Genomic DNA, 23,527 nt, shown 5'->3' on the forward strand with positions numbered 1-23,527 from the left:
TCCCATGCCGAACACGGAAGTTAAGCTTCAGCACGCTGATAGTAGTTGGGGGATCGCCCCCTGCGAGGATAGGACGTTGCCACGCGACTTGTGGAATCCAGAGATGGGTTCCACTTTTTTTATAAACTAAATTTGCGACCGTCTTAATTAGTAAAGGGCTAACTCTAGTTATCGTGTCAGGCCCTTGGTCGGGCCAAAGCATTGTGCTATGCTGGGACTTGTCGTTAGTTTAATGAACAAATAGAACCTAAAAACAAACTATCTTGGAAATGGGTGGAAAATATTATGAAGACGTATCGTAGCTACCGCCTGAGTCTGGGGTGGCAGATCTTGATTGGGCTGGTACTGGGTATTGTACTGGGATCAATCTTCTATCAAAACAAGATTGCCATCACAGCCATGCAGAACATCGGGAACATGTTTATCGGGTTAATCCAGATGATTGTTTTGCCAATCGTGGTGTCCTGTCTAACCGTTGGAATTGCCAACATGGGCGACATTAAGAAGCTTGGCCGGGTCGGTGGGAAGACTATTTTATACTTCGAAATTATGACGACCATTGCGATTGCCCTAGGGTTGCTGGTCGGCAATATCTTCCATCCAGGGGACTTTATCGACATTCATCAACTACATAGTACCGATATTAGTCAATACGTTTCCTCGGCCAAGTCTGCTAAGGATTCCGGTATCTGGGCCACACTGATGGGGATTATTCCCACCAACTTCTTCAAGTCACTCTCCGAGGGTGATATGATGCCTATTATTTTCTTCTCTGTCTTCTTTGGACTGGGGACTGCGGCTATTGGCAAGCAGGGCCAGGTCATCATCGACTTTCTGGATGCGGTCTCTCAAGTCATGTTCCGAGTGACCAACTGGGTCATGCATACCGCACCAATTGGGGTTTGTGCCTTAATTGGGGTAACTATTGCACAAATGGGCCTGTCGGCTTTAGCCCCCTTGGGTTACTTTATCCTGTTAGCCTACGCCACTATGGCGCTGTTCATTGTGGTCTTTATGGGACTTGCTGCCCGGATGTTTGGTTTTCACCTGAAGGATTTACTTTATGTCATTAAGGATGAAGCAGTTCTGGCTTTTTCAACGGCGAGCTCTGAAGCTGCCTTACCTCGTTTGATCGACAAGATGGACAAGTTTGGTGTTAGCCAGGGGATCGTGTCGTTTGTGATTCCAACCGGGTATACGTTTAACCTGGACGGGTCTGCAATCTATCAATCACTGGCAGCGCTCTTCCTTGCTCAGGCTTACCATATTCACCTGAGCCTTGGCCAACAGATTACCCTCCTCGTAGTCCTTATGATTACTAGCAAGGGCATGGCGGGCGTTCCAGGGGCGTCCTTCGTGGTGCTGTTGGCTACGGTATCCACTATTGGCGTGCCAATGAGTGGGTTGACCTTTATTGCCGGGATTGATCGATTAGTCGACATGGGTCGAACGGCCGTTAACGTGGTCGGGAACTCATTAGCTACGGTTATTATCGGCAAGTCCGAGCATGAATTTAGCGAAGAAAAGAGTCAAGCCTATCTTGCTAAATTACGAGAAGCGAGTGCCAAATAAATAAGTAAAAACCCCCACAATTCTGGCTAGAATTGTGGGGGTTTTTACATTGATAATGGCAATAACCGATTAATAGTGGCTTGCTGTGCTTGCGGGGGTGATTCCCATCAGCCCATGGGTCACGGCGACCGGCTAGTAATCAGATAAATTTAGAATTGTGGTTGTTAGTCGTATCGACCGTCAGAGATTAAAAACCAACCTAGTTGAAACGGCGTCAGTTACGAGAAGTTCTTCTCACCTCAGGGTTCCCCCAGGGGTAGAGCAGGTTACAGTTGTTGTAACGCTATTCGGACTAACACGTCAGTGCATCACAGTGGAATAGTGCCGAGAAAAACGATGTAACTCTAGCTTGCGTTATCCATTAAGTGGCCGAATCCGATTAGCTCCAAACGAGTTCAGAGAAGGTCAGTCGTCATACGGTTGGTTGCAACACCAACGACGGCTGAATAAAGGCAGCTAATCGATTCCGTTCAAAGTCTAGTGGTCGAACCTCCGCATCAAGCTACGGAGTCCGGGCACGGGAAAGCTAGAGAACAGATCTCCTCAAAGCGTCAACCAAGAGGTGTGAACTGGCAATAACTTTCCCACCGGCGAGTAATAACTCGCTCCAGGATCATCAATATGTGGCGTTGTCATGTTCAATCACCTCCTAAAGTAAACGACAGTGACAACTGTGATAAATTAAAAGCGCTTAGCCACGACCGGCTAAGCGCACAATTAAAAAGCAACTTGTGTACAGATTATGCCAGTCGTTGAGTTTTAGCACTATACGGCGTAGTTAAAAACTGCATAACAGCTACATTAGAACAGGCCTTAATTTGACCTGTACAGCTGACTCATTGGCGTTTCTCGACGTTTCTGAGCAGTAGCATTTTCCGTATAGGAGCCTCACCTAACAGCTTCTACTTTATCTTACAAGTTCAGTTTAACTGATTTTCACAGCGATTGCAACCCTTTAGCTTAATGAAAAGCGAATGATTATTATAATAACGAACTAAAAATATATTTATAAAATTCTACTTAATTTAGAATGATTCTTGACTAGTTGATAAAGAGCGGTTATCCTGAGGGTGAACCATAACTATTTAGAATGAGGGGAGCAATTATCATGAACTTTATTGGCACTGCATTACCCGACTTTCAAGTTAACGCGTTTCAAGCAGGCGAGGTTATTCCGATTACCCCGGCAACCCTGCAGCATCACTGGTCGGTCTTATTCTTCTACCCAGCTGATTTTTCCTTTGTCTGTCCCACGGAACTCGGTGATTTGGCCGATCATTATGCGGATTTCCAGAAATTAAATGCTGAAATCTACAGTATTTCGGAAGATACGGAGTTCGTTCACCAGGCATGGCATGCTCAAAGTCCCGAGGTTGGGAAGGTAGATTATCCCATGATTGCCGATCCAGCCGGTGTTCTTGCCCGGCACTACGACGTGTTAGATGAACAGGCAGGCCAGGCCTACCGTGGGGTCTTCATCCTCGATGAGGCGGGACGGGTTCGCTCTTATACCGTGAATGATATGGGGGTTGGCCGCAATGCCAAAGAGATCCTCCGCACGTTGGCCGCCGCACAATTCGTGGCGGAACACGGCGATCGGGTCTGTCCAGCCAACTGGCATCCAGGCGAAAATACGCTGAAGCCAGGCACTGACCTCGTGGGTAAACTTTAAAATTTGAAATGAGTATACAGCTAGGGAGGCTCACCGGTAATCGGTGGGCCTCCCTTATTTAGACCGGTAAACAAACCGGACTTTTCAGTTAGATCCCTTGTTGTACCTTGGCGTATTGCTGAGTGTACCAGCCTTCCCAAGTGTTATCCTTCAGGGCACCATTATCGGTGAATGATAAACCGATAGTCTTTAAAATTTCAATGAATGACGAGTGCTTATACTGCAACACCCCAGCAGCGAGTTGTTCCGGGCTGAACGACTGGTTAGCGTACAGGTACTGATTAACATCATTCATCACGTAGTCCACCTTATACTGAGACAAGATTTCCAAGTCGTTCTTGCGGTAGTGCGCAATGTAAAAGTGGACGAAGTCGGTCAATGCGGTTGACTGAGCGTGTTCATCCAGGTCAGTGATTGATAAATCTGGGTTTTGCAAAATGGTGACCTCCTCAAAGTCTAAGTTTCAATTGGTATCGGTCGTGTCGATCGGTGCGCTACCTTTATTATGGCACACTTTACACGCGGGTAAAGTAAACTGGTGAAATTTTTTCGGTGCAGCTGGAGTTACGCGCGTAGGTGGCAATTTTTTTTTGAAAAACCATTGTCATAGGGTATTAACTTTGTTACACTATACCTATAAATAAAATTAACTGATGACCATTAGTTTTATCTAAAAAAGGAGGAATTTCCAATGACTGAAAAACTGCTCTTAGAGCCGAAGGACCTGCAAGTGCAGCCGACCACCTCAATGAGTGGTCTCATTGGCGGCAAATGAAAGACCGCGATACGGCCGATTCTAACTGGGATCACTTCATTGCCAAGAGTCGCGAGAAGTCGGAGTGGGAAGCGGGATTAGCTAGCGAAATTGACCACTGGGAAAGCCTTCACGCCTTGCAATTGGCGTTGACGGATAAACTCACTGGTCGAACTTACAGAGGCCATACACGGCAATAAATCGGGATTAACAGTGAATTGATTGGAACGAAAAAAGACGCCGCGAAGGCGTCTTTTTTAGGTTTAAAGATTTATTGTTCTTCGTACCATGAGTAGTGGAAGTTACCTGGGCGGTCAGTACGTTCGTACGTGTGAGCACCGAAGTAGTCCCGTTGTGCTTGCAGCAAGTTAGCTGGCAAGACTTCAGCACGGAAGCTGTCGTAGTAGGTAATTGAAGCAGACAGACCTGGTACTGGAATTCCAGCTTGAACGGCTACAGAGACAACGTCGCGGATTGATTCTTGGTACTTAGTGGCGATGTCCTTGAAGTAGTCATCGAACAGCAAGTTGGTCAACTTAGGATCCTTGTCAAAGGCATCCGTAATGTTCTGGAGGAATTGGGCCCGGATAATGCAGCCGCCACGCCAGATTTGTGCTAATTGACCGAATTGGAGATCCCAATCATAAGATTCTGAAGCGATCCGCAGTTGTTCGAAACCTTGTGCGTAACTCATCAACTTACCGAAGAAGAGGGCTTGACGAACTTTTTCGATAAATTCAGTCTTGTCACCAAAGTCAACGTTACCTTGCTTTGCAGCAGCTGGTAAGGCCTTAGAAGCCTTGACACGTTCGTCCTTCATCATGGAGATGTAACGAGCGTAAACGGATTCAGTGATAACAGATTGAGGAACTTGAATGTTCAAAGCATCTTCTGAACTCCACTTACCAGTTCCCTTGTTGTTCCCACGGTCTAAGATCATGTCAACAATTGGCTTGCTCTTGTCGTCGCCTAAGTCATCTTTACGAGTCAAGATGTCAGCGGTGATTTCGATTAAGTAACTGTCAAGTTCGCCCTTGTTCCAGTCTTTGAAGATATCAGCCATGTCATCAACTGAAATACCAGCAACGTTACGCATGATGTTGTAAGCTTCATCGATCAGCTCTTCATCACCGTATTCGATACCATTGTGGACCATCTTAACGTAGTGACCGGCACCGTTAGGCCCGATGTACGTTACACATGGCTTGCCATCTTGTTCTGCCTTAGCAGAGATTTGTTCCAAGATTGGGGCAACTAAGTCGTAAGCTTCCTTTTGGCCACCAGGCATCAAGGAAGGTCCTTGTAAGGCACCCAGTTCACCACCGGAAACACCCATCCCGATGAAGTTGATACCGGACTTGTCCAGTTCAGCATTCCGTGCAATCGTGTCGTGGAAGTTCGTGTTCCCACCATCGATTAACACGTCACCCTTGTCAAGCAGAGGTAAGAGTTCTTGAATGACGGCATCGGTTGGCTTACCAGCCTTAACCATCAAAAGAATCCGACGAGGTGTTTCCAAAGACTTAACGAAGTCTTCTACATTGTAACTAGGGATTAATTTCTTTTCACTGTGGTCTTGCATGACTTGTTTCGTCTTGCTTTCGGAACGGTTGAAGATCCCGACTGTGTAGCCGCGACTTTCGATGTTAAGGGCAAGGTTCTTACCCATAACTGCCATACCAACAACACCAATGTTAGCTTTTTCTGCCATTAGAAACCTTCCTTTTCTGATTGAAATTAGATTCGAATTTTCCATCTCCTAGTGTAGCATTGAACAATAGGAAATTAAACTATTTTGACTACTTTTTTTCAAAAAATATTTATTTTTGTAAAAAAATTTCTTTTACCAGCATTAGGAAACGCTTACTTGGTCTGATAGCTCCGAATGTTATGCGCAACCTTGGCCAAAAGCTCTTCTAAAATTAGCTTTTCCCCCTCTGAAAGTCCGGCGGTCCCAATGGTTAGGATCTGCTGTTCGTAAGCTTTTAGTTCAGGATAAATAGCCTGACCCTTGGCGGTGGCCACGAGGGGACGCGCCTTCTTATTGGCACTGTCAGTCTGGCGGTCGACGTAATCGTGGGTGACGAGGCGACGAATAACCCGCAGGCAGGTCGAGGGGTCCACGTGAAGCTGGCTGGCCAGTTCGGTTTGCGTGATTCCAGGGTGTTCATTGATACGCATCAAATAGATGAACTGACTATTTTGTAGGTCATTCTTCTGAAAAAGATGATTACCGACGTCCGAGGTCGCCCGGGCGATGAGACCGATACTCCGAAATGAATTTGGCATTTTTTCCTCCTGATATAGTTGCATATGAAATTAAAAAGTAGGATGATAGTCACTACATTATAACATATGGAGGATGACTAGATGGTTATTTGGCGTAATAAAGAACTCGTTGAATTGCCGGTGTCTGAGTTTTACAAAGTTGCATATGAACGTATTCGAACTTTTGTCATTGCTCAAGACCGGCCTTACCAGGAGATTGATGAGACTGACCCGGTGGCTCATCATATTTTGGGGATGAGAGGAAAACAACTGGTAGCCTACGCACGGGTATTTCCTGAGGGAGATCACGTCACTTTTGGTCGGGTCTTGACGATTCCAGAAGTGCGCGGTCAGGGATTGGGTCGACAATTGATGACTCAGATTGAAGCAGAGATTCGGCGAGACTTTGCCAACTGTCCCATTCAAATCGAAGCGCAGATTGATAAGCAGGGTTTCTATGAAAAATTTGGGTATGTGGCTCAGGGTCCCGTGTTTGACTTCAATGGTAGTCCCCATATCCGAATGGATAAGGCCCCATTAGGCGTGTCAGGCAAGTAAAAAACAGGATTGACCAGTTGGCCAATCCTGTTTTTTTTAAAGCTTATTTGTTTAAACGGTAGATCCATTCGCGGTGGTCGCGTTGAATGAGTTCTTCAGCGGCAGCTGGTCCCATAGAATGTGGGGTGTAGTTAGGGAATTGTGGTTCTTGTAAGTCCCAAACACGGCGAATTTGGTCCACGAACTTCCAGGCGTAAGAAACTTCTGGCCAGCTGGAGAAGTTGGTTCCGTCACCCTTCAAGACGTCATGTAACAGACGTTCGTAAGGTTCTGGCGTGTCCTTAGATTTTTCGGCGTCAACTAGGTAATCCAACTTGATTGGTTCCGTAGAGAAGCCGGTGTCATTGGTCTTGGCGTTCAATTGTAAGGAGAACCCAGCGTGTGGTTCAACGAAGATCGTCAAAACGTTAGCAGCCAGTGGCGTGTTCTTGCTCTGTGGAAAGGCAAAGATGTCGACGAGTGGGCGCTTGAAGACAACGTCAACTCGGGTAAATTTGTCGGCTAACATCTTCCCAGTTCGGATGTAGAATGGGGTTCCTGACCAACGGTAGTTGTCAAAGAGGAGCTTTCCAGCAACGAAAGTTTCAGTCGTTGAGTCGTGAGGCACATTGTCTTCGTGACGGTAGTCAGCTTGGTTATTGATGGCACCATATTGGCCACGAACGAAGTTGGTTGCGGCGTCGGCAACGTTATAAACACGCAGACTCCGTAAAGCCTTCACCTTCTCAGCCCGGATATCAGTATCCGTGAAGGCAACGGGTTGTTCCATAGCCAACAGGGAAACGATTTGCATGATGTGGTTTTGAACCATGTCACGTAAGGCACCGCTGTTGTCATAGTAGTTGGCCCGTTCTTCAACACCCAGCTTTTCGGACAACGTCACTTGGATGTTGTCGATATAGCGATTGTTCCAGAGGGATTCAACTAAGGTGTTACCGAAGCGCAGGGCTTCGATGTTTTGAATCATTTCCTTACCCAAATAGTGGTCAATTCGGAAGATTTGGTTTTCATCAAAGGATTGGCTCAGGGCATCGTTTAACTGTTTTGCGGAGTCGTAGTCACGACCGAATGGCTTTTCGATGACCAGACGGTTGAAGACATCTGTGCCTTCGGACAACAAGCCTTGGGTCTTTAAGTCTTGGGCAATCGTGCCGAAGAATTGAGGCGCCATAGATAGGTAGAAAATTCGGTGGCCCTCTGCCTTGTACTTCTTATCAAGCTTTTCGATAAGTTCCTTCAAGACGGAGTAGTGGGCTGCGTTGGTCACATCATGGTCTTGATAGTAGAAGTGGGAAACGAAATCGGTAGCTTCTTTGGAGTCAGTCCGATTACCACTATCTGCTAAGGATTTTTTGATAGCGTCACGGAACTTTTCGTTGTCCATTTTTTGCCGTGAGGTACCAACCACAGCGAAATGAGACCGTAAGTTACCCTTACGGTATAAGTTAAAAAGACTTGGATAGAGTTTCCGGTAAGCTAAGTCACCGGTACCCCCGAAGAATAAGAATACAGCTTTGCGTTCAGTTGCCAAGAGATCGTCACTCCTTAAGTTTATAAAATCCGTTAGTGTGTCTGTCAAAGAAAATCGGCGGTGCACGCGTTGCTCTCCCGGGTCAGTGCCGGTGCCGGGATCCGTGATTTGTCTAGACGGTATGTCTAGACCACTTCTGGCATTCATTATACGCTAATTATTGGTGAAACGCGACTGTTTTTAAAGCAAGAAATCAAAATAAAGACAACCGGTTGCAACACAGTGTAATCAACGCTTACAACTACTTTCATATTTTATGAAAACAAAATAAATTAGCCGAAGTAATCATGAAAACAGGTTTCGTTGACATTGGATAATGAAATCGCTGTCAGGCACAGCTTAGCAGATTCATTGGCGGAAGTAACGAAAAATGACTTGCTAAAAGTAGCCGCAAATTGGGGGTAACGTTGGATATTAAAAATTTTATATAAGGTTAATTTTAAGTGTTATTAAAAAACGATAAATTTGATGGTGGATCTGAACCGTTTCCAGGGATTTCTGGTATACTAGCAGTCGGTTAGAAAATACTGTTCTGGCGGGCTTCCGTCGGACAACTAAGGGGTTAGGAAAACAATGAAAAAATTTATGGTGGCTTTGACTGGGTTAGTAACATTAGCAACAGTAGGGGCTGTTGTTCCAGCTACGGCAGTTAACTCTGTTGTGACGGCACACGCCGCACATGTGGGACCTAGTCTGAGTGTCAACGCAATTTACAGTTCTTCCAAGAAGGTAACGGGGAAGGCCACGAAGGGCTCTAAGATTACTATCAAGGCAACTAAGAATGCCAAGAAGAATCTAGGTAGCGCTACGGCTTCTAGCAAGACCGGTAAGTACACGGTTAAGTTAGCTAAGTCTTTGAAGAAGAACAGTAATGTCTACGTCTACGCAACGAAGTCTAAGACGTCCTTCTACCGAATCATCCGGGTTGAAGCCAAGAAGGCTGCTGCAACGACTAAGAAGACAACTGCTAAGAAGACAACGACTAAGAAGACGACTGCCAAGAAGACCACAACGGCTAAGAAGAGCGCCGCTAAGTTCACAGTTAAGACCCCAACGGGTACTTGGAAGTCCAATACAGCCAACAAGTATTCTCAAGTTTGGAAGTTTAGCCAAAAGACTGGTTTAAACCAATATCTTTACAAGAATGGTAAGAAGGTTAAGACCTTGACGTCTTACGCAACTTACAGTGTTTCTGCTAAGACACCAACATTCTGGAAGGTTACTTATGCACCTAAGAACGCTAAGAGCAAGAAGACGGTTTACTTACGTTTCACATCTGCTAAGAAGTTCAAGATCGTTAACGCAAAGAACAAGGTTATCGCGACTAAGGCCGGCGTTGCGCCAGCTGCTAAGTGGACTTTTGCTAAGAAGTAAACACCTCTTGTTCCTATAAAATAGATAATTAAAAGCCCCATTCGTCAGTGATGATGAATGGGGCTTTTTTATTAGATTGTTAATTTGTGACGAGTTGTTGAACAGCTTCAGGGGTCGGCTTGTTTAATCGAGGCCGGTAACCAATCAATCGCATGGCGTTGAAGATAACAACGAGGATTGAGGCCTCGTGAACGAACATGCCACTGGCCATGTAGATGTAACCATAGACCAATCCGATTAATAGGAAGACCACTGTGGCAATAGCAATGAAGATGTTTTCCTTGGTGTTGGCTGAAGTCTTTTTGGCTAAGCCAATCGCATGGTTCAAGGTAGTGAAGCTGGATTGCATCAGCACAACGTCGGCTGTTTCGATGGCAACGTCGGTCCCGCCACCCATGGCAATCCCGATGTTGGCAGTGGCTAGGGAGGGACTGTCATTAATACCATCACCAACGAAGGCGACGTTGCGACCCATGTCTTGGAACTTCTTAACGAAGGTGACCTTGTCACTCGGCAAGAGGTCAGCATGGACTTCGTCAATTCCTAAGGATTCGGCGACGGCCTGAGCCGTGGCTTGGTTATCACCGGTTAACATGACCAGGTGCTTGATACCTTGATGCTTGAGGGCGGCTAATGCGGCCGGAACCTCTGGGCGAACCGTGTCAGCGACACCGAGAATGGCAGCTAGTTGGCCCTGGTAGCCGACTAAGACCGTGGATTGGCCATCATCTTGTAGGGCATGGAGGTCAGTGAGTTGAGCGGCAGTCAGGTTGATTCCATTGTCCGTTAAGAGAGCTGCGTTCCCGACGTAGAGGGGGTTATCGTGCCACTGGCCAACCATTCCCCGCCCCTTGATGGTTTCAGTGGTCATCTTGTCAGTGTTTGCCTCGACGTGAGCGGCTAAGTGCTGGCTAATAGCGGTGGCTAAGGGGTGATCAGAAGTCTGTTCGACCTGAGCGACGGCACCTAAGAGGTGATCGTCATCGGTGTAACGCTTGAGGCTAGTGACGTCCATCTTGCCAGTGGTCAGGGTTCCCGTCTTATCAAAGACAAGGGTATCGACCTTGGCTAGACTGTCAACGACATCGCCCCCCTTGATGAGGATCCCATTTTTCGCGCCATTACCAATACCGGCAACATTGGAGACGGGTGCACCGATAACCAAGGCACCAGGGCATCCGAGGACTAGAACTGTGATGGCGAGTCGCAGGTTTTGTGAGAAGATGAAGACCAGAATGGCAATCACCAGAACAGCTGGTGTGTAGTATTGGGCAAATTTATCAATAAATTTTTCGGCAGGAGACTTGGTATCTTGGGCTTCTTCGACCAGTTCAATAATCTTAGAGAAGGTCGTTTCGTCCCCAACCTGGGTGGCTTTAACCTGTAAAGTGCCACTTTCGACGATGGCTCCGGAGTAGACACTATCACCATGATGCTTGTTTAAGGGACGAGATTCACCGGTGATAGAGGATTCGTTAACGTAGCCGGATCCATCGACGATGCTACCATCAACGGGAACTTGACCACCGGCCTTAACTAAAACGACGTTGCCTTCTTCAAGGTCATCGACATCGACCTCATCCGTCGTTCCGTCGTCAGCGACTAAGAGTGCCGTGGTTGGGGCCATTTCGGTCAGCGACTGAATGGCCCCACGTGTCTTGGCCAACGTTTTTTGTTCAAGGTAGGATCCGAAGAGAAAGAGGAAGGTGACGATGGCGGATTCTTCAAATTCACCGATGGCGAAAGCCCCAATGACGGCGATGCCGACCAGAAGCTCAATGCTGAAGACTTTGGCACGTAAAGCACTGATGGCCCGGAGAACGATGGGAGCTGCGGCGATAAGGGAAGCAATGATCCACGCGGTATCCGTGACATAAGGGACGTGAGTGAACCAGGTGTTTAGGAAACCGAGAATGATGAGCCCGGCCGACCAAAAGGTAATGGGGTTCGTGTGAGAGTAGATATAACGTTGAAATGCCATAAGTGAGCGATCCTTTCTTTGACTAAATTGGTTAAATTGTTTCGTCCTTGTTTATGTTTCTATTATGCCTGCGACTGGGGATGATTAACTTGATGTGAATCAAGTTGGCGAATTTAATTTAAAGATCCTTTTGTTTGGATCGCCTCCGACTATGGCGATAACGATCGATGAGATAAGTAGCGTGTTTTTCCTCTCAAAGAACGAAGGTCTCATTGGGGTTAAGGGCAGACTTTTTCCAGGTGAAATTGTCAAACGGCATAGTAGCCCCATCTAGAAAATACAGGTAAGGGGTCGTCTGGGGATATGAAGTATGGAATGAAGCGTTAAACATAGTCGATGTTAGGGTAAATTAGTCCGCAATCTTAGCCTTCGACGGTCAAACCAACTTATGGACGCAAAAACCCGCCACAAACCAAAGGTAGGTTTGTGGCGGGTAATGAGGTTAGCTTATTTGAGGATGTAGCCATCGCTAGCTGTGTCGTAATGTAAGGTGACAGAGCTGTCAGGTAAGTCGATGGTAATCGTCTGATAGGCTGGTGCGAAGCCGTGGTGTAACAAGTTAACCGCAACTTCACCATCCTTGACGGTCACTTCATAACGGTTAAATTCTCCGTTTTGGTAATTGAAGTCTAAGCCATCGTCTTGGTAGTGTTCATAAGTGCCTTCGTTACCGAAGAGCTTGAACGTCATGGCTGTATCAGGTTCTTCACTGATATGGTCGACGCTAGGCCCCCATGGTAAGAGGGTGTTAGCCTTGATAAACAGAGGTAACTTGTCGAGTGGGGCATCCACGACGATGTCTTGTTGACCGTCGTATTCGCGGTTGTTCCAGAAGTCAATCCACTTGCCGGCTGGCAGGTAGACTAACCGTTTGATCTTGGACTTTTCAACAACAGGGGCCACGAGAATGTCGTCACCGACCATGAATTCATCGTTTAAATCGCGAGTCCGTGGGTCGTCATCGTAGTTCAAGACCAGTGGCCGCATGATTGGCAGACCATTCTGACTCTCCTGAGCGAACAAGTCGTACAGGTATGGAATGAAGTGGTAACGTAACTTCAAGTACTTGCGGTAAATCGACAAGGTTGGTTCACCGAAGCTCCAAGGTTCTTGATGCCGAGTACCCATGGCCGCGTGGTTCCGCAACAGGGGACTGAAGATGGCAGCTTCGATCCACCGCGTCAACAGTTCGGCGTTGGTATCGGAAGCAAAGCCTCCGATATCGGTGCCGACGAAGCTGAAACCACTCATTCCTAAGTTACAGATTTGAGGAATCATCATTTGGATATGTGGCCAGATGCTGCGGTTATCACCTGTCCAAACGGTGGCATACTTTTGAGTCCCAGCATAGGCTGCCCGCGTGATAACGTATGGGCGACGGCCTTGTTGTTCCTTCAAGCCAGTGTAGGTTGCCTTGGCCATGTTGTGACCATAGACATTGTGCATCTTCTTATGAGTTGATGGCGTTTCTTGGTCACTGAAGACGGTATCATCGGGGATGTCACCTTCAAAGGTCGCAGGCTCGTTCATATCGATCCAGACACCACCAACGCCGTTATCAGTCAGAAACTTATTGTTGTTAGCCCACCATTTGCGAACTTCGGGACGACCAAAGTCAGGGAAGGCGGAGTCCCCAGGCCAAACTTTATTGATATAAACCTTGTTGTCTGGTGTCTTAACAAAGTAGTCTTGCTTAATTCCTTCGGCATAGGTCTTATAGTCAGGATCCTTCTTAACACCGGGATCGATGATTGGAATAACCTTGATACCGCGGTTCTTTAATTTAGCAACGAAGGCCTTAGGGTCACCTTCGAATTTGTTCTTGTCCCAGGTGAAGACCCGATAGCCGTCCATGTAGTCAACGTCGAAGTGAATGGCATCGCATGGTAAGTCGTACTTCTTTAAACCATCAGCAATATCTTGAACTTGCTTCTGGCTGGCACTGTAGCCCCAACGTGATTGCTGGTAACCCAGCGTCCACTTTTGTGGTAAAGGCACGCGACCGGTCAAGTAGGTATAGTTGGTGACGACATCCTTCAAACTAGATCCACCTAAGATGTAATAGTCCAGGTTACCTTCGACGGCTGAATAGAAGTAGTAGTGAGGACTTTCCTTACCCATATCGAAGTGAGCCTTATAGGTGTTGTCAAAGAACAGGCCAAATGGGTGACCATTCTTCAAACCCAACATAACGGGAATGGACTTGTACAGGTTCTTAAAGTGTTCCAATTGTGGTTGTGGATTGTCGGTGTTCCAGTTGTCGTATTCGAAGCCACGTTTGTCCAGGTACCCGGTCTTATCACCGAGTCCATAGAGATGTTCGTCAGGAGCCAAAGACTTAATCAATTCGAAGAAGCCAGTGTCAGAACTGACGGTGGACTTGGAAACGGAGTGGCCCTCGGCCTTAACCAGGCGTTCATGAACCTTGTCGATTCCCTTGTCGAGCAATTGACGCTTACCACGATAGTCTGTAACTAAGGCATTACCGTCCTGGTCATAGGCATCGACATGACGGTCAGCATCTAACTTGATGGTGAGGGCCGCTGTCTTTAATTCGTAATGGTCACCAGCATCTGTGACGGTATAAGCCGCCTTGGTTTCCTTATTGCCTTCAATGGCATAGGATTGTCCCTTATCTCCGCGGTCTTCGAAGATCCGGACGATAGCGTCGGTGAGCACCGTTACTTGTAAGGGGTGTTCTGGATAGTCAAAGGTCACGGTTTGATTAGCTTGTTTATATTGTGGTAATTCAGACATAAAGATTCGCTCTTCTTCCTTTAAAAATCCGTGATTAAGCAGCGTCGTCAGATAAGTCCTTTTGTGGCTTGTCTTGCTTGATAACGCTGATCGTCAATACGGCAATTAACATCGAGATCCCAGCGACTAACATCATGCCAGGCATGGACTTGCCGACCAACTTGAAGACGAAGAAACTAGCAACTGATGCAATGATTTGTGGTAAACAAATGGTTCCGTTAAAGATCCCGATGTAAGACCCTTCATTAGATCCATCCAATGATGAGGTGAAAATGTTGAATGGTTCAACGTGAACCGTGAAGAAACCAATTCCGATTAAGATGAATGGTAGGATTAATAAGTACTGGTTGTGAATGAAGAAGACCCAGATTAAGCCAACGGCAAAGCTTCCAATACCGAAACGGTACCAGAACTTACGCTTGAATGGGTTGGTGTGAGATAAGACCAAGAACCCATATAAAACGGCAGCCATAGATTGGACGAAGGTTAAAATCCCGTACCAGTTCCCAGCAGCTTGGTAGCCGGCAGAAGTGGCGTTGGTCGTGTTCCAAACGTTTTGAGCGATAGCACCAGTGGTGTAAGTCCACATGTATTGAATCCCAATCCAGGCGAACATCTGCACAATTGCAACTTCCCAAAGGGCCTTTGGAGCGTCCTTGATTAATTGCCAGAGTGGCTTCGTGTTCTTGTGTGATTCTGGATCGATGTGGTGATACATCGCAAATGTTTCAGGATCGTATTCCTTAACGGTGTGGATTGTGTAGGCAGAAATGCCTAACAGAATAGCGGCACCAATATAGAAGGCTAAACGGACGGATAATGGGACGACCCCCTTCTTAGCAACGTTGGCAACCCCAAGGAAGGTTAAGACGAATGGGAGTAAGGTGGCAAGCACCCCACCAAGGTTACTGAAGGCTTGTTGCCAAGACCAGGCTTTATCTTTTTGGCTTTCGTTGACCATGTCCCCAATAATCATCCGGAATGGTTGCATACAGATGTTACTGGACAGATCCATGAAGGCAATGGCGATAGCCCCGAAGAGCAAGGCAGCCATGGACCCGTAACCGAAGCCAAATGACCCGGCGTTAGGCAGGAGAATCATAACCAGTGCGGCAATTGGCGCACTGAACAATAGGTAAGGCATCCGCCGACCAAAACGGTTCCAGGTCCGGTCGGAATACTTCCCAACAAGTGGTTGAACGATTAATCCAGCCAATGGTGGCAAGATGAAGAAGAAGCCTAAGCTATTCGGGTCGGCACCAATGGTTTGGAAAATCCGACTCATTTGAGACGATTGTAGTGAGAAGGCCATGTTGACACCACAGAAACCAAATGTGATGGCAAAGAGGGTCTTCCACGGTAAATTTGGTAGTGAGTTAGAAAGTGAAGCGGTCTGTTTGCCGGTATCGGCCGTGACTTTGTGATCTCCTACTGGGTTAGCTGCAGGTACTGTTTGCTGTTTCATAAATAATTGCATCCCCTTGGTATGTATAATTTCAGAAATCCTTTTGACAGGATCATCGTAGCACTTTACGTAAACGTTTACAACACCCTATTGACGCCGAGGTAAACGTTTACGCTATAAGCTGTTAAAATTAACAATTTTAGACTATAATGGACATATCTTAAACGAAAGAGGGGGTTGTGATGAAGCCAACAATTAAAGATATTGCGGCCAGATCTGGGGTCTCAATTGCGACAGTTTCACGAGTGCTGAGCCAGAAAACCGGGACTTATAGTGAGAAGACCCAGGCTAAAATTCTGCGAATTGCCAAAGAGCTCGGGTATCGAAAAAACACAGCGGCAGTCGAGTTAGTGAAGAAACGATCAGCGGTGATTGCCGTGATTTTGAATGCAACCCCCACAAACTTTTCGACGGAAGTTATCGATGGTATTCAAAAACGCGCTGGCGAGTTGGGCCAGGGGGTCATCATTTTGTATGCGGGAAATCGTGATGACCAGATGCTTCACCAGGCGATTGTGACGGCGTTGGAACGGTCCGTTTCCGGGATTCTCCTGACTGCCATCGAACCGGATGATGCGGATCTCACCTTATTAAAGAATTCCGGGATCCCGTTTTGTTTCGTCTCCCTTTACTTAAATCAACCAAAGATTTTGTCGGTCAGTTCAAATAATGAGAGTATCACGTCACAAGCCGTGGATTACCTGGTTGAACAGGGACACACGGCAATCGCTTTAGCTGGGATCGATGGCTACCATACCGGGACGCAACGGATTGCCGGGTATGAAGCCGGGATGAAGGCCCATGGCCTCACAACCTCTTGTATCAAGTACGGGGATTATAGTTATGAGTCCGGCCGCAAACTTCTACAGGAATTTCTCCCACTCAAGGTCACGGCAATTATCACGGCTAGTGACATGATTGCGGCGGGTATTCTGAACGCCGCCCAAGAGGTGGGCATTCGCGTTCCTGAAGACTTGTCTTTGGTGAGCATCGACGGAACCATCATTTGTAATATCACAACGCCGGGGTTGACCAGTGTGACGCAGGACTTCTATCGTATTGGGAGTCGGAGCGTTGATCAGGTCATGGGACACGATGTGGAAACGTTTGTCCCAGTCAGGATCGATAAACGTGGTAGTGTTAAACATCTGAAAAAATAAATGAAAGGCTCGCAATCATGGCGAGCCTTTTTCGTATAAAAAACAGGATCGCCCGCACCTCGCAGTGTGTGAGCGATCCTGTTTAAAATTTACAGATTAGTCTTCATCATCATCGTCTTCTTCATCCAGACCGTCACGGGCATCGTTGCCCAATACGGCTTGAAGTTCTCTGATGATGTGGTTGTTAATTCCGCGCAGATTGATTAAAAAGCTGGCCAAAGCCGGGCGCTCTTCCTTATCCGCGAGTTTGATAGCTCGGTCAATGAAGAGGTTGTGCGTATCGGCATCGTGGATCAGGTCACCGACTTGGTCCGCTGCGGCCAGATACTTCTTGTCACCACTTTCTTGTAGCATGTTGTAGTCGTGGAATTCTTTCGTGGTGGTCGACACAATCTCGCCTTCATCCAAGAGGCGTTCACCTAACGCGTCAAATTGTGTTCGGTAGGTGGCAATGTAGTCACTTAGTAACTGGCGAACACTGAGTGCTAACGGTCCCTTAACGGACCAGCGAACTTGGTGAAATTTCACAATAGAAATATGAAGGTTGGCTAGAATGTGGTTAGTCATGGCCCCAGCCGTTGGAACGTGGTGATCATGTTCGGTTTGAGCTTGTTCGGCAGCGTAACGGTCTGCAATAGTCATGGTTGTTGTGGTCATTAGATGAACTTCCTTTCAGAATTAGGGGATTAGAGAGCCTTAACTTTAGAACTCTTAACGGTGTAGCCGAGATCGGTGACCGTGTCAGCTAGGTTCTCGGCCGTAACGGTGTCCTCGTCGAATTCAGCTTTAATCTTACTGGCATTGAAAAGCACCTTGACGTCCTTAACGCCATCTTTCTTACTAAGGGCACCTTCGATCTTAGTCATGCATGACGGGCAAGTCAGGTCGTCTAATTTCATGGTTACTTTACTCATAAATAAAACCTCCTTAGGTTTTTCGTTTGTCTTGATTACATAACCTAGTATAGGGGGTCTTGGTTTGGAATTACTTGACTCAGATCAAGTTGCGCAAATATTTAATTTTTTTTGAAAAGTGATCAAAAATCGCGAAAAAGGGCGGTTTATAGGCGATTTTGGAGCGTTGTAGTTTCAGTTTATCTATGAATATGAGACAATAGCATCAATGAGACAAAATAAGTGAGGGAAAGTAAATGTCGAAAAGCAACAAGGAAGTCAGTCTAGCAGGGATCCTCTCAGCAACCCTGTTACTTAATGCGGCTGCGGCGTGTATGTGGCCATTAACGACTGTGTATATGCATGATGAGTTACATCAAACTCTGACGCTCGCAGGGATCGCGCTGTTGGGAATGTCGCTGTGTATGATTTTGGGAAATTGGTTAGGGGGCTGGTTGTTTGATAACTGGTCGCCATTCAAGACAGGGCTTCTGGGGACGTTGACATCGTTTATTCCGATGCTCCTGTTGATCTTTTTCCATGGCTGGCCCATCTTCGGGATTATGCTGCTCTTCATTGGCCTGGGTGACGGAATCGTGATGACCGTGGTGAACTCTTACGCGGCCAACGTACAATCGATTGGTAGTCGCCGGGTCTTTAATTACCTCTATATTGGGATGAACTTAGGGGTGGTATTGGGGACGCTGATGGTGGGGTATCTGATGGATCATGGGGTCACCCTGGTCTTTATGGCCGCCAGCATCTGTTATACGGCGTTGCTGATTATCTTCGTGGTCGACTTTCGAATGGATATTACTACCAAGACGCATAAGCACGCCAAGGGTCCAGCCAAGCCAGCCCAGTTGAAGCTGATCTGGCTGATCAGTGCTTTGGTCTTCTGTCTGTACGTGGGGTACTCCCTCTGGGAAAGTGTGATTTCTGTGCACATGACCAGCCTAGGAATCTCCTTTGAAAAGTATAGTTTGCTCTGGACACTAAATGGAATTCTCATCGTCTTTGGGCAACCACTGGCCAACCGAATTGGGACTTATTTCAAGATGAGTTCACAGATCGGGGTTGGAACGTTCGTCTTTATCATGTCGTTCTTAATGTTGGTGTTTGCTAAGACGTACGCGATGTTCGTGATCACCATGATCGTCTTAACGTTGGGTGAAATGACCGGGTTCCCTGGCATTCCCGCGTGGATCGACAAGCTGGCCGGTGACAACGAAAAAGGGAAGTTCCAAGGGATTTATAACATGGCCATTTCTTTTGGTCGAGCAGTCGGCCCGTTGTATGGTGGGATGATTATCGAATATGGGAGTTACCATTCGCTCTTCCTATCCGTAACGGCCGTGATGTTGGTGGCACTGGCTGCCGTCATGTTACGTAATCGGCATAACCAAAGGCGGTTGCGCAAGGAACAGAATAAATAAATTGAGATCTCGCCCTCTAAGCTGGCTACCAGTTTAGGGGGCTTTAATGTTGATCTCAATTTTAAAATTAAAAAGTCGGTTGAAAAAATCCTCAGATTTTTCTCAACCGGCTTTTATTTATAAGTGTAGCATGGGTTTAAGCAATGATGTGTTGTATAACTTTGTTATTATCATAGCCAAGCTTGTTCGTGAGCTAGATTTATTTTATTCATCAAGAACTCGCAGGCCTTTTGTTTTTAAAGAATCAAATTCAATGTTTGTGTTTTCCCCAACGGCTGTGATCAGTGCGTGCATACGGTTTCCATGGAGACCATAGTCGTAGGTATTACGGAAATAACCGGAGTAGTACTGCTTATAAACTGGGAAAACCCCAAGTGTCTGACCGTACATCCAGTAGAAGTGACTGCCGTCCATCATGCCTTCACTTGAGGCTGCGTTGCCACTATCATCCGCGGTTACTTGAGCCTTTAAAGCCACTGTTTTATATGTTTTGGTTGGTTCAATCGAGGCTTCTTTTTGATCGTTAACCAATTTTTTGGCTTTTTTGATCACACCGTTATAAGTTAAACCTTTGAAATCTTTTAATGGGATTGCAAAATTACCGTCGTCATTTTTGTAGCCAACAGTGTAATGTGTCATTTTGCCAGTGTTAATCGCATAAACATCAGACACTAAGGTATCCTTTGTTATCGTATGGCTTAACTCATCGCCATCCACCCGATACCAGATTCGCTTGGCCGTTTTACCATCACTGTATAAACGCAACTTATCTGGCTGATTTTTGGCGCTGGTATTTCCAGTCGAAGCAGTACTCGTCTTACCACATCCGACCAATAACAAGCCACATGATATCGTTAAAATAGCTGTTATAACTCCTTTTTTCATCGAACACCCACCAAATATTTAACCCCTAAACATAATATTACAGCAGGGCAGTTCTAACTGTCAAGAGGATCAAGCAGTGTCACAATGCTTTAGTGAAAGCAATTCAGATTAGTCGCTTAGAAAACCTTGTTGCCTCAAAGCTGTCGTGATACCGGCCCTTTGTTTCGGATCACGGGAAAACTCCGTGAGAATGTGGTGCGTGTAGGTCTCCTCACGCCGATGGTTCCCCCGCTGTTGGTAGTAGCTGGTAATGGCGCGATCATAAGCCGCTAGCTGTGGATCGGCAGGGTCTAAAGGCTGGTAGGTATTGTTAAAATGCATGAGTTCTTGGGGCAACCGTGGCTTCTGCTCAGGTTGTTCCGCTGGGTGGCCGATGGCCAAGCCCAACACAGGGAAAGTAAGGCTGGGCAGGTCAAAGGTTTGGATGAGGCGGGGAACATCATTGAGGATGCTGCCCATGATGGTGCTTCCAAGTCCCAGACTTTCACCGGCCGTGACGATCGCCTCAATTGCAATCGTGGCATCAAAGATGCCTGCTAAGAGTTTGTCGGTACTGTGAAGATTGCTCTGCGCTAAGACTGAGGTTCCCGCTAGTCGGGCATTACGAGCCTGATCGGCGATAAAAAGAAAATAATGACCAGCCTGTTCGAGCCACTGGTGACCGGTGATTTCACCGAGAATTGTCAACTTGGCTGGATCGGTGACACTAATAATGCTGACCTGTTGGGAGAAAGTACTGGTGGCGGCGTGCTGGGCTGCCGTAATCAGGGTATCAATCTCTGCGGTCGTCAGTTTTTCTGAGGTAAAGTGGCGAATACTGCGGTGAGCCATCAGGGTCGCGATCGTGGGGTTAGTCATCGACAAGCACGACTTTCATGCGGGCGACGAGGGCGTCGTAGACGCGTTGTTCATCACGAGGAACGCCACGGAGCTCATAGTTGGCGATGAAGGGGGCGTCGAACTTCTGAGCGTAACGTTTAGCTGTTAGACAGTATTGTTCGTTGAAATTTCGGTTTCCACTGCCGACGACACCAACCAGGTACTTGGCGTTCTGACCGTAGGCGATATATTCCCCCAGGACATTGGTCATGAGTTCCTTAACGCCGTTGTCGATACCATTTCCCCCATCTAGATAGGTGGGGACGAAACAGAAGTAGGGTTGCGTTTCGTCGACAAAGTCACTGGCTTCGCTGATTTCCGTGGCCGTAATCGTTGGTAGCTCTGGGTTACTTTCGTGTTGTTTGGCGGCGAAGGCCGTGAGATTCTCAACAAAGTTCCGGGTATTACCCTCGATCGAAATGTATAAAACACGTAATGACTGCATAAAATTTCCCTCCGCTTTCAAAATTTTCAATTAATACCAGTGTACTCGGATCAGGGGTGAAATGCTCTTAAGAATGCCTCGCTAATTTCTGACATCTGGGAGGAGACTTGTCAAAGTTCAGTCAATATGCTATTCTGGGGCTACTTTAAGAAAGAACGAGGTATTCAGCCGATGCGTAACTAATCAATTCTCAACTGTTTGTCAGCACCATCCCACGAGTCTAGGGGTGGAGTGGGCCTGCATTTGGGATTGATGGTTACGCCGACTGAGTTGCCAGAGCAACCGGTGGGCGCCGTTTCCAATTGGGAAACGCGACCACTTTTTTTGTGCGGTGCCATCAATCCCTGCTTTCAAAAGGGGGACGATCTTTTGACACAATTAACCTTAACAAATTTAACGAAAACAGTTGCCGGTGAAACACTTTTCACGGCGGAACGCCTAACGGCGCAGACCGGCGATCGTGTCGGCATTATCGGCGCTAATGGTGGGGGAAAAACCACATTGGCCCGCATCATCACGGGTGTCGATACCGATTTTGAGGGAACTCGCGCCGTGAATGCGAGTGTTCAGCTGGTACCACAGATTGCACCAGTCGTTGGTCGATCTGGCGGGCAAAGTATGCTAGATCGGGTCCGTCGCGCGTTGAGTCAACATCCAGCAATTCTGATTTTGGATGAACCTTCAGCTAACTTGGATGACCGTCATCAGGATTGGCTTCGACAACAGCTTTTACATTATCCGGGTCTCCTGATTGTGATTTCCCATGACCGGGACCTGTTAACGACGGTAGCAACGCAAATCTGGTCGCTTGAAAACCACCAATATACGCAGTATAACGGAGACTACACTCATTTTATGAGTGAACGGCAGCAAACGCGGGACAACAATCTGTCGCAGTATCACCGGGAACAACGCGAGCGTCGCGAACTCCAGCAGGCGGTCCAGGCACGGCACGAGAAGGCCGCTCGAGTTCGTAAGGGGAGTCGGCGGTTAACGGCGGCTGAACGGAGTAATACGCGTTCGATTCGAGAACAGAACGCCGGCAAGATGGAACGAGGTGCTCGGGCCTTACAGGATCGTGCCGATCGCCAAACGACGACGGTTAAGCCCCATGAAGCCGCACCGGTTAAGTTGTTAGCAACTGACCTGCCACCAGTGACGGGGAAGTATCTGATCACCGTGGATGACTTGCATCTGACCCATGGCAAACACGACCTGGCCAGCCATGTTCGATTGCGGATCAAGCCCGGGGAACGGGTTGCTCTGAGTGGCCCTAACGGAAGCGGGAAAACGACGCTGATTACCGCCGTGCTCACTCACGCAGCTCAGACGCGCCTAGCTCCCAGTGCCCGAGTAGGTTATTTCCATCAGGATATGACCCAGTTACCTGCCGATCAAACGGTCTGGGGGTTCCTCAGTCGAGCCACCACGCTTGACCGCAACCGCACGCGACAGATCATGGGGGCATTCGGCCTGACGGCGACGTTCTACGACCGCCCTATCGGCGATCTCAGTGGGGGTGAACGGGTGAAGTTACAGCTCCTGGGAATTCTGGTGAGTGCTAGCAATCTCTTGGTCTTAGACGAACCCACGAATTATTTGGATTTACCAGCTCTGCAAGCCTTAGAGGACTTTCTCGTGGGCTATCCGGGAACGATGCTCTTCGTCGCTCACGACCAGGCCTTTCGCCAGAAGGTAGCCACACGCACGGTGGTGCTGCAGGATCAAGAACTACGAGACCCTGCGCACAGTGCTAAGGGAGTCCCAGCTTCGGATCTGCCCCGCCTGCAGTTTGAGTACGATCAGTTGATGATGGCACCGGAGTTAGATACGAAACGATTGCGGGAACTGCGTGATCAGATTGCGCAGGCTAAACGTGCCTAATTCTGGCAATTAT

At 47.4% G+C, this 23,527-nt stretch carries 20 protein-coding genes, 1 rRNA gene and 1 riboswitch; of the genes, 9 read left to right on the plus strand and 12 right to left on the minus strand.

All coding sequences use genetic code 11. The annotated features are described in order from the left end of the window. The 3 genes from rrf to EKM71_RS02110 form a co-directional block, all read left to right on the plus strand. A 5S ribosomal RNA gene (gene rrf, locus EKM71_RS11335) occupies positions 1 to 85 on the plus strand; the annotation flags it as partial. 200 nt (positions 86 to 285) lie between these two features. Next, complete coding sequence (locus tag EKM71_RS02105; RefSeq protein ID WP_125573029.1) at positions 286 to 1,572, plus strand: dicarboxylate/amino acid:cation symporter; 1,287 nt, start codon at positions 286 to 288, stop codon at positions 1,570 to 1,572. 737 nt (positions 1,573 to 2,309) lie between these two features. Then, positions 2,310 to 2,479: riboswitch (M-box (ykoK) riboswitch) on the minus strand. Positions 2,480 to 2,680: 201 nt separating this feature from the next. Next, the gene (locus EKM71_RS02110) at positions 2,681 to 3,244 is read left to right on the plus strand and encodes a peroxiredoxin (protein ID WP_125573030.1); all 564 of its coding nucleotides are present in this window, start codon (positions 2,681 to 2,683) and stop codon (positions 3,242 to 3,244) included. An 88-nt stretch (positions 3,245 to 3,332) separates the two neighbouring features. Here the strand turns inward: EKM71_RS02110 and EKM71_RS02115 are convergent, their stop codons facing one another. Further along, entirely contained in the window at positions 3,333 to 3,680 is a 348-nt protein-coding gene (locus EKM71_RS02115) for a hypothetical protein (RefSeq protein ID WP_125573031.1), read from the minus strand. Between the two features lie 335 nt (positions 3,681 to 4,015). On the opposite strand from EKM71_RS02115, the gene EKM71_RS02120 reads away from it, so the two are divergent. Further along, positions 4,016 to 4,198 carry a hypothetical protein gene (locus EKM71_RS02120; protein WP_225417974.1) on the plus strand — a complete coding sequence of 61 codons (183 nt, stop codon included), beginning with the start codon at positions 4,016 to 4,018 and terminating at the stop codon, positions 4,196 to 4,198. 71 nt (positions 4,199 to 4,269) lie between these two features. Here EKM71_RS02120 and gndA read toward each other — a convergent pair whose 3' ends face one another. Together gndA and EKM71_RS02130 are read right to left on the minus strand one after the other, a co-directional pair. After that, the gene (gene gndA / locus EKM71_RS02125) at positions 4,270 to 5,709 is read right to left on the minus strand and encodes an NADP-dependent phosphogluconate dehydrogenase (protein WP_125573032.1); all 1,440 of its coding nucleotides are present in this window, start codon (positions 5,707 to 5,709) and stop codon (positions 4,270 to 4,272) included. Between the two features lie 152 nt (positions 5,710 to 5,861). Then, the gene (locus tag EKM71_RS02130) at positions 5,862 to 6,287 is read right to left on the minus strand and encodes a MarR family winged helix-turn-helix transcriptional regulator (RefSeq protein ID WP_125573033.1); all 426 of its coding nucleotides are present in this window, start codon (positions 6,285 to 6,287) and stop codon (positions 5,862 to 5,864) included. A gap of 81 nt (positions 6,288 to 6,368) precedes the next feature. Between EKM71_RS02130 and EKM71_RS02135 the strand changes: the two genes are divergently transcribed. Continuing rightward, positions 6,369 to 6,824 carry a GNAT family N-acetyltransferase gene (locus EKM71_RS02135; RefSeq protein WP_125573034.1) on the plus strand — a complete coding sequence of 152 codons (456 nt, stop codon included), beginning with the start codon at positions 6,369 to 6,371 and terminating at the stop codon, positions 6,822 to 6,824. A 43-nt stretch (positions 6,825 to 6,867) separates the two neighbouring features. On the opposite strand, the gene zwf is transcribed toward EKM71_RS02135, so the two are convergent. Further along, positions 6,868 to 8,355: a glucose-6-phosphate dehydrogenase gene (gene zwf, locus EKM71_RS02140; protein ID WP_125573035.1), complete on the minus strand. Its 1,488-nt coding sequence runs from the start codon at positions 8,353 to 8,355 to the stop codon at positions 6,868 to 6,870. 573 nt (positions 8,356 to 8,928) lie between these two features. Between zwf and EKM71_RS02145 the strand changes: the two genes are divergently transcribed. Beyond that, positions 8,929 to 9,729, plus strand: a complete 801-nt coding sequence (locus EKM71_RS02145; protein ID WP_125573036.1) for an Ig-like domain-containing protein — start codon at positions 8,929 to 8,931, stop codon at positions 9,727 to 9,729. A gap of 79 nt (positions 9,730 to 9,808) precedes the next feature. On the opposite strand, the gene EKM71_RS02150 is transcribed toward EKM71_RS02145, so the two are convergent. From EKM71_RS02150 to EKM71_RS02160, 3 genes are all read right to left on the minus strand, one after another. Beyond that, complete coding sequence (locus EKM71_RS02150) at positions 9,809 to 11,710, minus strand: heavy metal translocating P-type ATPase (RefSeq protein ID WP_125573037.1); 1,902 nt, start codon at positions 11,708 to 11,710, stop codon at positions 9,809 to 9,811. Between the two features lie 447 nt (positions 11,711 to 12,157). Continuing rightward, positions 12,158 to 14,467 carry a glycoside hydrolase family 31 protein gene (locus EKM71_RS02155; protein WP_125573038.1) on the minus strand — a complete coding sequence of 770 codons (2,310 nt, stop codon included), beginning with the start codon at positions 14,465 to 14,467 and terminating at the stop codon, positions 12,158 to 12,160. Positions 14,468 to 14,501: 34 nt separating this feature from the next. Next, on the minus strand, positions 14,502 to 15,932 hold the full coding sequence (locus EKM71_RS02160) for an SLC45 family MFS transporter (RefSeq protein WP_225417975.1): 1,431 nt from the start codon (positions 15,930 to 15,932) through the stop codon (positions 14,502 to 14,504). A 182-nt stretch (positions 15,933 to 16,114) separates the two neighbouring features. Here EKM71_RS02160 and EKM71_RS02165 point away from each other — a divergent pair, with 182 nt between their 5' ends. Next, positions 16,115 to 17,092, plus strand: a complete 978-nt coding sequence (locus EKM71_RS02165; protein WP_125573039.1) for a LacI family DNA-binding transcriptional regulator — start codon at positions 16,115 to 16,117, stop codon at positions 17,090 to 17,092. A 96-nt stretch (positions 17,093 to 17,188) separates the two neighbouring features. Here the strand turns inward: EKM71_RS02165 and EKM71_RS02170 are convergent, their stop codons facing one another. Then, entirely contained in the window at positions 17,189 to 17,749 is a 561-nt protein-coding gene (locus EKM71_RS02170) for a Dps family protein (RefSeq protein WP_125573040.1), read from the minus strand. 29 nt (positions 17,750 to 17,778) lie between these two features. Beyond that, complete coding sequence (locus EKM71_RS02175) at positions 17,779 to 18,006, minus strand: heavy-metal-associated domain-containing protein (RefSeq protein ID WP_125573041.1); 228 nt, start codon at positions 18,004 to 18,006, stop codon at positions 17,779 to 17,781. A gap of 236 nt (positions 18,007 to 18,242) precedes the next feature. Here EKM71_RS02175 and EKM71_RS02180 point away from each other — a divergent pair, with 236 nt between their 5' ends. Then, on the plus strand, positions 18,243 to 19,421 hold the full coding sequence (locus EKM71_RS02180; protein WP_125573042.1) for an MDR family MFS transporter: 1,179 nt from the start codon (positions 18,243 to 18,245) through the stop codon (positions 19,419 to 19,421). Between the two features lie 204 nt (positions 19,422 to 19,625). On the opposite strand, the gene EKM71_RS02185 is transcribed toward EKM71_RS02180, so the two are convergent. The 3 genes from EKM71_RS02185 to nrdI all read right to left on the minus strand — a co-directional run bounded on the left by EKM71_RS02185 (position 19,626) and on the right by nrdI (position 21,630). Further along, the gene (locus EKM71_RS02185; protein WP_125573043.1) at positions 19,626 to 20,306 is read right to left on the minus strand and encodes a hypothetical protein; all 681 of its coding nucleotides are present in this window, start codon (positions 20,304 to 20,306) and stop codon (positions 19,626 to 19,628) included. A gap of 108 nt (positions 20,307 to 20,414) precedes the next feature. After that, complete coding sequence (locus EKM71_RS02190; protein ID WP_125573044.1) at positions 20,415 to 21,164, minus strand: NADPH-dependent oxidoreductase; 750 nt, start codon at positions 21,162 to 21,164, stop codon at positions 20,415 to 20,417. Then, complete coding sequence (gene nrdI, locus EKM71_RS02195) at positions 21,157 to 21,630, minus strand: class Ib ribonucleoside-diphosphate reductase assembly flavoprotein NrdI (protein WP_125573045.1); 474 nt, start codon at positions 21,628 to 21,630, stop codon at positions 21,157 to 21,159. Before nrdI ends, EKM71_RS02190 begins: the two co-directional genes overlap by 8 nt. A gap of 369 nt (positions 21,631 to 21,999) precedes the next feature. Between nrdI and EKM71_RS02200 the strand changes: the two genes are divergently transcribed. Further along, complete coding sequence (locus EKM71_RS02200; RefSeq protein WP_125573046.1) at positions 22,000 to 23,514, plus strand: ABC-F family ATP-binding cassette domain-containing protein; 1,515 nt, start codon at positions 22,000 to 22,002, stop codon at positions 23,512 to 23,514. The last annotated feature ends 13 nt before the right edge of the window (positions 23,515 to 23,527 follow it).

It is taken from the genome of Levilactobacillus huananensis (assembly GCF_003946145.1).
Classification (GTDB): Bacteria; Bacillota; Bacilli; order Lactobacillales; family Lactobacillaceae; genus Levilactobacillus; species Levilactobacillus huananensis.

Bases quoted from the DNA above. Each gene is read 5' to 3' on its own strand.
- EKM71_RS02105 (WP_125573029.1), top strand. From the start codon at position 286: ATGAAGACGTATCGTAGCTACCGCCTGAGTCTGGGGTGGCAGATCTTG.
- EKM71_RS02110 (WP_125573030.1), top strand. From the start codon at position 2,681: ATGAACTTTATTGGCACTGCATTACCCGACTTTCAAGTTAACGCGTTT.
- EKM71_RS02120 (WP_225417974.1), top strand. From the start codon at position 4,016: ATGAAAGACCGCGATACGGCCGATTCTAACTGGGATCACTTCATTGCC.
- gndA (WP_125573032.1), bottom strand. From the start codon at position 5,709: ATGGCAGAAAAAGCTAACATTGGTGTTGTTGGTATGGCAGTTATGGGT.
- EKM71_RS02130 (WP_125573033.1), bottom strand. From the start codon at position 6,287: ATGCCAAATTCATTTCGGAGTATCGGTCTCATCGCCCGGGCGACCTCG.
- EKM71_RS02135 (WP_125573034.1), top strand. From the start codon at position 6,369: ATGGTTATTTGGCGTAATAAAGAACTCGTTGAATTGCCGGTGTCTGAG.
- EKM71_RS02145 (WP_125573036.1), top strand. From the start codon at position 8,929: ATGAAAAAATTTATGGTGGCTTTGACTGGGTTAGTAACATTAGCAACA.
- EKM71_RS02150 (WP_125573037.1), bottom strand. From the start codon at position 11,710: ATGGCATTTCAACGTTATATCTACTCTCACACGAACCCCATTACCTTT.
- EKM71_RS02155 (WP_125573038.1), bottom strand. From the start codon at position 14,467: ATGTCTGAATTACCACAATATAAACAAGCTAATCAAACCGTGACCTTT.
- EKM71_RS02160 (WP_225417975.1), bottom strand. From the start codon at position 15,932: ATGAAACAGCAAACAGTACCTGCAGCTAACCCAGTAGGAGATCACAAA.
- EKM71_RS02165 (WP_125573039.1), top strand. From the start codon at position 16,115: ATGAAGCCAACAATTAAAGATATTGCGGCCAGATCTGGGGTCTCAATT.
- EKM71_RS02170 (WP_125573040.1), bottom strand. From the start codon at position 17,749: ATGACCACAACAACCATGACTATTGCAGACCGTTACGCTGCCGAACAA.
- EKM71_RS02175 (WP_125573041.1), bottom strand. From the start codon at position 18,006: ATGAGTAAAGTAACCATGAAATTAGACGACCTGACTTGCCCGTCATGC.
- EKM71_RS02180 (WP_125573042.1), top strand. From the start codon at position 18,243: ATGTCGAAAAGCAACAAGGAAGTCAGTCTAGCAGGGATCCTCTCAGCA.
- EKM71_RS02185 (WP_125573043.1), bottom strand. From the start codon at position 20,306: ATGAAAAAAGGAGTTATAACAGCTATTTTAACGATATCATGTGGCTTG.
- EKM71_RS02190 (WP_125573044.1), bottom strand. From the start codon at position 21,164: ATGACTAACCCCACGATCGCGACCCTGATGGCTCACCGCAGTATTCGC.
- nrdI (WP_125573045.1), bottom strand. From the start codon at position 21,630: ATGCAGTCATTACGTGTTTTATACATTTCGATCGAGGGTAATACCCGG.